Genomic DNA, 11,631 nt, shown 5'->3' on the forward strand with positions numbered 1-11,631 from the left:
ATCATTCACCCTGCGTATGCGCGGCCATCGCCCGCCGGCTCAGCCCTTCTTGAAGGCCCGCTCCAGCGCCTCGTTGATGGTGCGCAGCACCTTCACCCGGGCATAGCGCTTGTCGTTCGCCTCGATCAGGGTCCAGGGCGCCAGCTCGGTGCTGGTGCGATCCACCATGTCGCCCACGGCGTCGACGTAGAGGTCCCACTTGTCGCGATTGCGCCAGTCCTCGTCGGTGATCTTGTAGCGCTTGAAGGAAGTCTCCTCGCGCTCCTTGAAGCGGCGCATCTGCTCGTCCTTGTCGATGGACAGCCAGAACTTCACGACTACGATGCCGTGGTCGTGGAGCTGCTCCTCGTAGTCGTTGATCTCGCTGTAGGCGCGCAACCAGTCGGCCTCCGAGCAGAAGCCCTCGACCCGCTCCACCAGCACGCGGCCGTACCAGGAGCGGTCGAAGATGGTGAACTGCCGGCGCGGCGGCACATGGCGCCAGAAGCGCCACAGGTAGGGTTGTGCGCGCTCTTCCTCGGTGGGCGCGGCGATGGGCACGGTGCGGTACTGGCGCGGGTCCAGGGCCCCGGTCACCCGGCGGATGGCCCCTCCCTTGCCGGCCGCGTCGTTGCCCTCGAACACCGCCATCAGCGCGTGCTCGCGGAAGCGCTTGTCGCGCATCAGCCCGGCCAGCCGCGCCTGCTCGGCGTCCAATTGCTCTCGGTAATCGTCCTTGCTCAGTTTCAGGCTCAGGTCGAGGCTGCTGAGCAGCCCGCGGTTGTCCAGGCTGGAAACCAGCGGCGCCGCGTGGGGCTGCAGCACCGGGCGGTCCTTGCGCTTGAGCGCGGCCTGCAGCCCCTCGAGGATGATGCGGCCGACGCTGAGGCTGCGGTAGTTCTCGTCGACGCCCTCGACCACGTACCAGGGCGCGTAGTCGCGGCTGGTGCGGCGCAGCATGCGCTCGCCGAAGCGCACGAAGCGGTCGTAGGTCTCGCTCTGCTTCCAGTCCAGCGGGTTGAGCTTCCAGCTGCGCTGCGGGTCTTTCTCCAGGTCCTTGAGGCGCTGCTTGAGCTGCCTCTTGGACAGGTGGAACCAGAACTTGAAGATCAGCGCACCCTCGTCGCAGAGCATGCGCTCGAAGCGCTCGGCGAAATCGATGGCCTGGTCGAAACGGCCGTCCTTGATGTCGCCCTCGACCCGCGCATGGAGCATCTGGCTGTACCAGTTGCCGAAGAAGATGCCGGTCTGCCCCTTGGCCGGCAACTTGCGCCAGAAGCGCCATTGAGGCGGCCGCGACAGCTCCTCGTCGGTGGGCAGCAGGAAACTCTCGACATGGATCAGGCGCGGGTCCATCCACTCGTTGAGCAGCTTCACCGTCTCGCCCTTGCCCGCGCCCTCGATGCCGTTGATCAGGATGATCACCGGGAAGCGTGCCTGCTGTTTCAGCTCGAACTGCGCCTCCAGCAATGCCTCGCGCAGCTCCAGCACCGCTTTCTCGTAGGTTTCCTTGTCGATGGAATGACCGATTTCCGCAGATTCGAACATGCGACTCTCCCAGGTTGGTGGAGAAAAAATAGCGGAAGACGGCTCCGCACGGGGTGAAAGATTCGACGAAGTCACAGGTTTCCCCAAGCCGACGCACTCTCTTTCCTCTAGGAGCGAGCCCTGCTCGCGAAGCGCCCGACGCCGCAACGCAGCGCCCCAAGCGTCCCCCTGTCGCACGCTCCTGCCCGGCTTGATCGGCTACTATTCGCGCTTCGTTCCGCCGGGGTCCTCCATGTCCGATTTCCATCACGCGCTGCTCGCCTGGGACGAGCAGGGCCAGCCGTTGTCACGCGAATTCGACGACGTCTATTTCTCCCCCGTCTCGGGGCTCGACGAGACGCGCCACACCTTCCTCGATGGCAACGAACTGCCCCGGCGCTTCGCCGAACTGGCCGCCGGCGAGCGCCTGGTGGTGGGCGAGACCGGCTTCGGCACCGGCCTGAATTTCCTCAGCACCTGGCAGCTGTTCGACGAGCTGGCGCCGCCCGGTGCCCGCCTGCACTTCGTCAGCGTCGAGAAGTACCCGCTGGCCCGTGAAGACCTCGCCCGCGTCCTGGCGCTGTGGCCGCAACTGGCGCCCTTCTCCGGCGCCCTGCTGGACCAGTACCGCGCGGTGAACCCCGGCTTCCAGCGCCTGCTGTTCGCCGCAGGGCGGGTGACGCTGACGCTGCTGCTGGGCGATGCGCTGGACTGCCTGCCCGAGCTGGATGCCCGCATCGATGCCTGGTTCCTCGACGGCTTCGCCCCGGCGAAAAACCCGCAGATGTGGTCCCCGGAACTCTTCGCCCAGCTGGCGCGGCTGAGTGCACCGGGCGCCACCCTGGCCACCTTCACCAGCGCCGGTTTCGTACGCCGCGCACTCAAGGAGGCCGGCTTCCAGATCCGCCGTGCCCAGGGCTTCGGCAGCAAGTGGCACATGAGCAAGGGCCGCTTCCTGGGCGAGCCCGCCAGCGCCGGCAAACCCTGGTTCGCCCGCCCCGCGCCCTTCGCAGGCGAGCGCCAGGTGCTGGTGATAGGCGCCGGCCTGGCCGGCTGCGCCAGCGCCGCCAGCCTCGCCGCCCGTGGCTGGCAGGTGACCCTGCTGGAGCGCCACGCCGGCGTTGCCGAGGAGGCTTCCGGCAATCCCCAGGGGGTGCTCTACCTCAAGCTTTCCGCCCACGGCACCGCACTGTCGCGCCTGATCGTCAGCGGCTTCGGCCATACCCGCCGGCTGCTCCAGCACCTGCAGCCGAACCAGGACTGGCAAGGCTGCGGCGTGCTGCAACTGGCCTTCGAAGCCAAGGAAGCCGAGCGCCAGGTGAGCCTGGCCGCCGCCTTCCCCGCCGGCCTGCTGCGCCGGCTCGACCGTGAAGAGGCCGAAGCCATCGCCGGCGTCGCCCTGCCCGCCGGTGGGCTGTTCTACCCCGAAGCCGGCTGGGTGCACCCGCCCGCCCTGTGCCGCTGGCTGGCCGGGCAGCCCGGCATCCGCCTGCTGCCCCACAGCGAAGCCTTGCAGCTGCGCCGCGAGAATGGCCGCTGGCAGGCGCTGGACGGTGAGCAGGTGCTGGCCGAAGCACCGATCGCGGTGCTGGCCGGCGCCGCCGAAATCCTCCGTTTCCCCCAGGCCAACGGGATGCTGCTCAAGCGCATCCGTGGGCAGATCAGCCGCCTGCCGGCCACCGCCAGCAGCCGCGCGCTGGCCACCGTGGTCTGCGCCGAAGGCTATGTCGCACCGGTGCGCAACGGCGAACACACCCTGGGCGCCAGCTTCGACTTCCACAGCCAGGACCTGGCGCCGACCACCGCCGAGCACGCCGGCAACCTCGAGCTGCTGCGGGAAATCTCCCCGGACCTCGCCGAACGCCTGCAGGCCGAACAGCTCGACCCGGCGCTGCTGGAAGGCCGCGCGGCCTTCCGCTGCACCACGCCGGACTACCTGCCGCTGGTAGGCCCGCTGTGCGATGCCGCCGCCTTCGCCGAAACCTATGCCGTGCTGGGCCGCGATGCGCGCCAGGTGCCGGATGCACCGGTGCCCTGGCTCGACGGCCTCTACGTCAACAGCGGCCATGGCTCACGGGGCCTGATCACCGCGCCGCTGGCCGCCGAGCTGCTGGCCGCCTGGCTGGACGACGAACCCCTGCCGGTGCCCCGCGATGTCGCCGAAGCCTGCCACCCGAACCGTTTCCCGCTGCGCCAGCTGATTCGCGGCAAGAACGCCAGCCGTACCTGACAGGTACGGCAGGGCTTCGCCGCCTCGGCCAGCGGAAAGCACCAGCAAGGGTGAGCGCCGCATTCCTAAATCTCTATAACTTCATATAAATCATGTAGTTATAGAGCATATCCACACCACCTCGCGCGCCCCCGTCCTGCTGCGATTCGCCGTGGACCGCCGCACAATCCGCCGGCTGGAGCCTGTGCTCCCGCCGCCCCGCCCGGGGCGACCGCCCCCGAGGATGCGAGGAACCGCGGATGCCCCTCTCCCAGAACCAGGAGCCGATACGGCTGCCACTCGACCCCAGCCCCAGCCTCTATAACGACGACCTCGCCCCCAACAGCCCTGAAGCCCGGCATTGGGGCAGCTACAGCCTGTTCGCGCTGTGGACCAACGACGTGCACAACGTCGCCAACTACAGCTTCGCCATCGGCCTCTTCGCACTCGGCATGAGTGGCGGCCAGATCGTCGCCGCCATGGGCCTCGGCGCGCTGCTGATCTACGGGTTGATGAACCTTTCCGGCTATATCGGCCAACGCACCGGCCTGCCCTTCCCGGTGATCTGCCGGGTCGCCTTCGGCATCCGTGGCGCGCAGTTTCCGGCGTTGATCCGCGCGGTGATCGCCGTCGCCTGGTTCGGCATCCAGACCTACCTCGCCTCCCTGGTGCTCGGCGTCCTGCTGCTGACCCTGGCACCGGGGCTGGCCGCCTGGAGCGGCGGCGATGTGCTCGGCCTGTCGCCCTTCGGCTGGGCCTGCTTCATCGGGGTGTGGCTGCTGCAACTGGCAATCATGGCCTACGGCATGGAAATGATCCGCCGCTACGAAGCCTTCGCCGGCCCGGTGATCCTGCTCACCCTCGCGGTACTCGCCGCCTGGATGTACTGGAAGGCCGGCCTGCGCATCGCCTGGGCCAGCAGCGAACCCGCCAGCGGCGCCGCCGGCTGGTTCCGCGTCTGCTCCGGCGCGGCCCTGTGGATCAGCCTCTACGGCACCATGCTGCTGAACTTCAGCGACTTCTCGCGCCACTGCCCCGATGCGCGCACCATCCGCCGTGGCAACTTCTGGGGGTTGCCGGTGAACATGCTGCTGTTCGGCTGCATCGCCGCGGTGCTCGCCGGCAGCCAGTTCGCCATCGACGGCCAGGTCATCACCAGCCCCACCGACATAGTCGCCGCCATTCCCTCCAAGCCCTTCCTGGTGCTCGGCTGCCTGGCGCTGCTGATCGTCACCGTGGCGGTGAACATCATGGCCAACTTCGTCGCCCCGGCCCTGGTGCTCTGCAACCTGGCGCCACGGCAGCTGAACTTCCACCGCGCCGGGTTGCTGGCCGCCGCCCTCGGCGCGCTCATCCTGCCGTGGCACCTGTACAACAGCCCGGAGGTGATCCTGTACTTCCTCGGTGCCCTGGGGGCACTGCTGGGGCCGCTGTACGGGGTGATCATGGTGGACTACTGGCTGGTGCGCCGGGGCCGGCTGGATATCCCCGCGCTCTACAGCGCCGCGCCCGACGCCGCCTACCACTACCGCCACGGCGTCAACCCGCGCGCCCTGGCCGCCCTGCTGCCGGCCGCCATCATCGCCATCGCCCTGGTGCTGCTGCCCAGCCTGGAGGCCCTCTCCAGCTTCAGCTGGTTCATCGGTGCCGGCCTGGCGGCGGTGTTCTACCTGCTGGTGGGCAACCGTCGCTACCGCTTCGATGTCTGGAAGGAAGCCTTCAAGCGCCACTGACGACGCCAGCCGGGCACTCATCCGCCCGGCGGCAACGCGTCGCAGCTGACAGCCCTACAAGGCGAATCTATACTCCCCCCGGTATAAACCCCAGGGAGTATTCGCCATGCCCTTCAGCCTTTCTCCAAGCCCCCGCGCCCGTGGCCAGGCCGCCAGCGGAGCGCGCGAGCCTTTCCCCTTCGCGCGCCCGGCCGTGGCGCCGGTGACGCCATGAGCGGCCCCACGCCGGAGCGCCAGGACGCCATGCTCAAGCGCCTGGCCCGGGTCGAGGGGCAGGTGCGCGGCATCCAGGCGATGATCCGCCGCGGCGAGTCTTGCGAGGCCATCGCCCAGCAGTTCTCCGCCGCCCGCAAGGCGCTCGACAAGGCCTACCAGGAGATGCTCGCCTGCCTGGTCGAGGAAACCGTTCTCGACCCGGATCGTGACGATGCCGAGACCCTGGCGCGGGTGCGCGCGATCTTCACCAAGTACACCTGACCCATACTCCACGGGAGTACCCGACATGAACGACACCATCCGCCTGATCGACGCACCGCGCTTCGCCGAACTGCACCAGCGGGGAGCGGCCCGCTTCCTCATCGACGTGCGCAGCCCGGCGGAATACCGCGCCGGGCACATCGCCGGCGCCCACAACGAACCGCTGGGCAACCTGGACCCCGTGCGCCTGGCCGAGCGCCTGCGCGGTGAGGGCCTGAACAGCGGCGACGAGCTTTACCTGATCTGCCAGAAGGGCCAGCGCGCGCGCCAGGCGGCCGAGCGTTTGAGCGCCCTGCTGCCGGGCGTGCAGGTGATCGAGGGCGGCACCGACGCCTGCCTGGCCTGCGGCATGCCCCGCGAAGGCAGCGGCGGCGGCCTGGAGCTGCAGCGCCAGGTGCAGATCAGCGCCGGCAGCCTGGTGCTGCTGGGCGTGGTCCTCGGCACCTGGGTGCACCCCGGCTGGTACCTGCTGAGCGGCTTCGTCGGCGCCGGCCTGACCTTCGCCGGGCTGAGCGGCACCTGTGGCCTGGCCCTGGTGCTCGCCCGCATGCCCTGGAACCGCTGATGCTTCTCGAAGCCCTCGCCATCGGCACCCTGCTCGGCCTGCTGCTCGGGCTGACCGGCGCAGGCGGCTCGCTGGTGGCCCTGCCCTTGCTGCTCAGCCTGCACCTGCCCCTGCGCGACGCGGTGGGCGTGAGCCTCGGCGCGGTGGCCCTCACCGCCCTGGTCGGCACCCTGCTGCGCCTGCGCCAGGGCCTGGTGGCCTGGCCGCCGGTGCTGCTGCTCGCCGCCAGCGGCCTGCCCGGCAACGCCCTGGGCCAGTGGCTCGGGCACTGGGTGCCGGAGGGCCTGCTGATCACCGGCTTCTGCCTGCTGGTGCTGTGGTCCGCCTGGCGCCTATGGCGCGGCGCCCAACAGTCACGCGCCGGCACGGGCCCACTGCGTTACCTGCCGTTGCTGGCCATCGGTCTGGGCGTGGGCGTGCTCTCGGGGCTGATGGGCGTCGGCGGCGGCTTCCTGGTGGTTCCGGCGCTACTCTGGTTCACGCCGCTCTCGGTGATGGCCGCCACCGCCACCTCCCTGGCGGTGGTCGTGGTGGTGTCCGGTGGCGGCTTCTTGCTCTACCTGGGGCAGGCCCAGCCCCCCGCGCTGCTGCTCGGCGCCCTAGCCTTCGGCGGCGCGCTCGGCATGCTGGTCGGCAACCGCCTGGCGTACCGCCTGGGCGGCCCGGCGCTGCAACGCCTGTTCGCGGTGCTGCTGGTGATCACCAGCCTGTCGGTGGCCCTGCAGAAACTGATCTGAGGAGATTGCACCATGCTGCTGCGCCAGCTCTTCGATGCCGAAAGCTCCACCTACACCTACCTGCTCGCCGACGCCGGCGAGGCGGTACTGATCGACCCGGTGAAGGAACAACTCGACGCCTACCGGCGCCTGCTCGACGAACTCGGGCTGCGCCTGGTGCTGGCCCTCGATACCCATACCCACGCCGACCACATCACCGCCCTGGGCGACCTGCGCGAGGCCACCGGCTGCCAGAGTGGATTCGGCGCCGAAAGCGGCAGCACCTGCGCCAGCTTCACCTTCACCGACGGCACGCGCCTGCGCTTCGGCGCCCGCGAACTGATCGCCTGGTACACCCCTGGGCACACCGCGGACTCCTACTGCTTCCTGCTGCCCGCCAGCCCCGCCGATGGCACTCCGGCGCGGGTGTTCACCGGCGACACCCTGCTGATCCGTGGCACCGGGCGCACCGACTTCCAGAACGGCGACGCCCGCGCCCAGTGGGCCAGCCTGGGGCGCCTGCTGGCACTGGCGGACGACACCGAGGTGTGCCCCGGCCACGACTATCGCGGCTGGACCCGTTCGAGCATCGCCGAGGAACGCGCCCACAACCCGCGCCTGCAGGTGGCCAACGCCGAGGCCTATGCGGCGCTGATGGCCAGCCTGCGCCTGCCGAACCCACGCCTGATGGACATCGCCGTGCCCGCCAACCGCGCCTGCGGCCGCCCCTGAGGTGAGTTCCCGGTGCCACAAAGCGGCTCTTTGGCTAATAACTATTTGATCTAAACCATCCGCAAAAATACCGGTCGGACTCTTACTGCCTGCATAAAGCGGGCGGTATCCCCAACGGCAGAACCGGTAAGGACTTATGTGCGGCATTTCTGGAGAGTTACGCTTCGACAAACGACCCGCCGACCTGGCTGCGGTCGAACGCATCACCCATCACCTCGCCCCTCGCGGCCCCGACGCCTGGGGCTTCCATAGCCAGGGCCCCATCGCCCTGGGCCACCGCCGGCTGAAGATCATGGACCTGTCCGACGGCTCGGCGCAGCCGATGGTCGAGCCCGACCTGGGCCTGGCGATGAGCTTCAACGGCGCCATCTACAACTTCCCCGAACTGCGCGAAGAGCTGCAGGGCCTCGGCTACCGCTTCCGCTCCGGCGGCGACACCGAGGTGCTGGCCAAGGCCTGGCACGCCTGGGGCAAGGACATGCTGCCCAAGCTCAACGGCATGTTCGCCCTGGGCATCTGGGAGCCGGGCAGCCAGCGCCTGTTCCTGGCCCGCGACCGCCTCGGCATCAAGCCGCTGTACCTGTCGCGCACGGCCAGCCGCCTGCGCTTCGCCTCCAGCCTGCCGGCGCTGCTCAAGGGTGGCGACATCGACGGCACCCTGGACGCGGAGGCGCTCAACCACTACCTCAACTTCCACGCCGTGGTGCCGGCACCGCGCACCCTGGTCAAGGGCATCGAGAAGCTGCCGCCGGCCAGCTGGATGATGGTCGACGCCGACGGCAACATCGACCAGGGCACCTGGTGGAACCTCGACTACGGCCACCACGCCGACGAGGCCGGGCTGCAACTGGCCGACTGGCGCGACCTGCTACTGGGCAGCCTGCGCGATGCTGTCGCCGTGCGTCAGCGCGCGGCCCGCGAAGTGGGCGTGCTGCTTTCCGGCGGCGTCGACTCCAGCCTGCTGGTGGGCCTGCTGGCCGAGGCCGGCGTCGAGGACCTGCTGACCTTCTCCATCGGTTTCCAGGATGCCGGCGGCGAGCGCGGCGACGAGTTCGAGTACTCCGACCTCATCGCCCGCCGCTACGGCACCCGCCACCACCAATTGCGGGTCGGCGAGCACGAGATCATCGAGCAGTTGCCCGCGGCCTTCCGCGCCATGAGCGAGCCGATGGTCAGCCATGACTGCATCGCCTTCTACCTGCTCTCCCGCGAAGTCTCCAAGCACTGCAAGGTGGTGCAGAGCGGCCAGGGTGCCGACGAGCTATTCGCGGGCTACCACTGGTACCCGCCGCTGGCCGACACGGCCGACCCCTTCGCCACCTACCGCGCGGCCTTCTTCGACCGCAGCCACGCCGACTACCGCGACACCGTGCAGCCGGCCTGGCTCACCGGGGACGTGGCCGGCGACTTCGTCCGCGAGCACTTCGCCCGCCCCGGCGCCGAAGACCCGGTGGACAAGGCCCTGCGCCTGGACAGCACCATCATGCTGGTGGACGACCCGGTCAAACGCGTCGACAACATGACCATGGCCTGGGGCCTGGAGGCCCGCGTGCCCTTCCTCGACTACCGCGTGGTCGAGCTCTCCGCGCGCATCCCCTCGCGCTTCAAGCTGGGCGATGGCGGCAAGCAGGTGCTCAAGGAAGTCGCCCGCCAGGTCATCCCCCACGAGGTGATCGACCGGCCCAAGGGCTACTTCCCCGTGCCCGGGCTCAAGCACCTGCAAGGCAAGACTCGCGACTGGGTGCGCGAGCTGCTGCTGGACCCGAGCCAGGATCGCGGCCTGTTCAACGCCGCCACCCTCGAACGCCTGCTGGCCAACCCCGCTGAAGACCTGACCCCGCTGCGCGGCTCCAAGCTATGGCAGATGGCGGCGCTCAACCTCTGGCTCAACGAGCAGGGGCTCTAAGGAGAGATTCGCGATGAAATTCTTTACCAGCCAGCAGTACGTGCAGAGCCAGCGTCTGCTGCGCGGCCAGGCGCCCTCCTACGAGCGCCTGCAGGCACGCCTGGCGGAAGAGCACAAGGATGAACAGCCGGAGCAGGTCCAGGTGTTGCACTGCGGCTGGGGCCGCCTGCTGCTGGGCCACACCTACCCAGACCCGGCCAGCCTGGCCCGCGAGCTGCTGGCCGAGAGCCCCGGCGAGCGGGACATCGCCCTGTACGTCGCGGCGCCCCAGCAGGTGCTGGCCCAGGCACCGCAGCAGCTGTTCCTCGACCCCTCCGACACCCTGCGCCTGTGGTTCACCGACTACCGCCCGGCACGCCGGGCCTTCCGTGGCTTCCGCATCCGCCGTGCCCACAGCGAGGACGACTGGCAGGCCATCAGCCAGCTGTACCGCAGTCGCGGCATGCTGCCGGTGGATCACGACGCCATCACCCCGCGCCACCAGGGCGGCCCGGTGTACTGGCTGGCCGAGGATTCGGCCAGCAACCAGGTAGTGGGCAGCGTGATGGGCCTCAACCACCGCAAGGCCTTCCACGACCCGGAAGGCGGCTCCAGCCTCTGGTGCCTGGCAGTGGACCCGCAATGCAACCGCCCCGGCGTCGGCGAGGCGCTGGTGCGCCACCTCATCGAGCACTTCATGAGCCGTGGCCTGGCCTACCTCGACCTGTCGGTGCTGCACGACAACCGCCAGGCCAAGGCGCTGTATTCCAAGCTCGGCTTCCGTGACCTGCCGACCTTCGCCATCAAGCGCAAGAACGGTATCAACCAGACCCTGTTCCTCGGCCCCGGCCCGGAAGAGGACCTCAACCCCTATGCGCGGATCATCGTCGACGAGGCCCACCGCCGCGGCATCGAGGTGCGCGTCGACGACGCCCGCGCCGGGCTCTTCAGCCTCAGCCAGGGCGGGCGCAGCGTGCGCTGCCGCGAATCGCTATCGGACATGACCAGCGCCGTCAGCATGACCCTGTGCCAGGACAAGACCCTCACCCACAGCACCCTGGCCCGCGCCGGCCTCAGCCTGCCGGCCCAGCGCCTGGCCGGTACACCGGAGGAGAACGCCGCCTTCCTCGCCGAGCACGGCGCCCTGGTGGTCAAGCCGGTGGACGGCGAGCAGGGCAATGGCGTGGCCGTGGACCTGCGCAGCGCCGCCGAGGTGGAAGCGGCCATCGACAACGCCCGGCGCTTCGACAGCCGCGTGCTGCTGGAGAGCTTCCACCAGGGCCACGACCTGCGCATCGTGGTGATCGGCTACGACGTGGTCGCGGCGGCGATCCGTCGCCCGGCCGAGATCGTCGGCGACGGCCAGCGCAGCATCCGCTCGCTGATCGAGGCGCAGAGCCGCCGACGCCAGGCCGCCACCGGTGGCGAAAGCCGCATCCCCTTCGACGACGAGACCGAACGCACCCTCAGGGACGCCGGCTACGGCTACGACGATGTGCTGCCCGAGGGCACCCACCTCGCCGTGCGCCGCACCGCCAACCTGCACACCGGCGGCACCCTGGAAGACGTCACCGGCATCCTCCACCCGCGCCTGGGCGAGGCGGCCGTCCGCGCCGCCCGCGCCCTCGGCATCCCGGTGGTGGGCCTGGACCTGCTGGTGCCCGCCGCCGACCAGCCCGACTACGTGTTCATCGAAGCCAACGAGCGGGTCGGCCTGGCCAACCACCAGCCGCAGCCCACCGCCGAGCGTTTCATCGACCTGCTGTTCCCCCTCAGCCAGCCGCTGTCCTGAGCCCCGGGCCTGCGGG

9 protein-coding genes are annotated in these 11,631 nt (G+C 69.5%); 8 read left to right on the forward strand and 1 reads right to left on the reverse strand.

The window, feature by feature from the left end:
* Positions 1 to 39: 39 nt before the first annotated feature.
* Positions 40 to 1,527, reverse strand: a complete 1,488-nt coding sequence (gene pap, locus RTW82_RS17025; RefSeq protein ID WP_316925784.1) for a polyphosphate:AMP phosphotransferase — start codon at positions 1,525 to 1,527, stop codon at positions 40 to 42.
* 232 nt (positions 1,528 to 1,759) lie between these two features.
* Here pap and mnmC point away from each other — a divergent pair, with 232 nt between their 5' ends.
* The 8 genes from mnmC (at position 1,760) to ngg (ending at position 11,615) form a co-directional block, all read left to right on the forward strand.
* The gene (gene mnmC, locus RTW82_RS17030; protein WP_316925785.1) at positions 1,760 to 3,736 is read left to right on the forward strand and encodes a bifunctional tRNA (5-methylaminomethyl-2-thiouridine)(34)-methyltransferase MnmD/FAD-dependent 5-carboxymethylaminomethyl-2-thiouridine(34) oxidoreductase MnmC; all 1,977 of its coding nucleotides are present in this window, start codon (positions 1,760 to 1,762) and stop codon (positions 3,734 to 3,736) included.
* Between the two features lie 239 nt (positions 3,737 to 3,975).
* Positions 3,976 to 5,448, forward strand: coding sequence for an NCS1 family nucleobase:cation symporter-1 (locus RTW82_RS17035; RefSeq protein ID WP_316925786.1), 1,473 nt, complete (start codon positions 3,976 to 3,978; stop codon positions 5,446 to 5,448).
* A 210-nt stretch (positions 5,449 to 5,658) separates the two neighbouring features.
* On the forward strand, positions 5,659 to 5,925 hold the full coding sequence (locus RTW82_RS17040; RefSeq protein ID WP_021218424.1) for a metal-sensing transcriptional repressor: 267 nt from the start codon (positions 5,659 to 5,661) through the stop codon (positions 5,923 to 5,925).
* Between the two features lie 25 nt (positions 5,926 to 5,950).
* Positions 5,951 to 6,490 carry a rhodanese-like domain-containing protein gene (locus tag RTW82_RS17045; protein WP_271658590.1) on the forward strand — a complete coding sequence of 180 codons (540 nt, stop codon included), beginning with the start codon at positions 5,951 to 5,953 and terminating at the stop codon, positions 6,488 to 6,490.
* On the forward strand, positions 6,490 to 7,227 hold the full coding sequence (locus RTW82_RS17050) for a sulfite exporter TauE/SafE family protein (RefSeq protein ID WP_021218422.1): 738 nt from the start codon (positions 6,490 to 6,492) through the stop codon (positions 7,225 to 7,227). Before RTW82_RS17045 ends, RTW82_RS17050 begins: the two co-directional genes overlap by 1 nt.
* Before the next feature lie 12 nt (positions 7,228 to 7,239).
* Positions 7,240 to 7,938, forward strand: coding sequence for an MBL fold metallo-hydrolase (locus RTW82_RS17055; RefSeq protein WP_021218421.1), 699 nt, complete (start codon positions 7,240 to 7,242; stop codon positions 7,936 to 7,938).
* Positions 7,939 to 8,074: 136 nt separating this feature from the next.
* Complete coding sequence (locus RTW82_RS17060; RefSeq protein WP_316925787.1) at positions 8,075 to 9,844, forward strand: N-acetylglutaminylglutamine amidotransferase; 1,770 nt, start codon at positions 8,075 to 8,077, stop codon at positions 9,842 to 9,844.
* Positions 9,845 to 9,857: 13 nt separating this feature from the next.
* The gene (gene ngg, locus RTW82_RS17065; protein WP_316925788.1) at positions 9,858 to 11,615 is read left to right on the forward strand and encodes an N-acetylglutaminylglutamine synthetase; all 1,758 of its coding nucleotides are present in this window, start codon (positions 9,858 to 9,860) and stop codon (positions 11,613 to 11,615) included.
* Positions 11,616 to 11,631: the final 16 nt, after the last annotated feature.

Origin of the sequence: Pseudomonas sp. zfem005 (genome assembly GCF_032621735.1) — a bacterium.
Lineage (GTDB): Bacteria > Pseudomonadota > Gammaproteobacteria > Pseudomonadales > Pseudomonadaceae > Metapseudomonas > Metapseudomonas solani.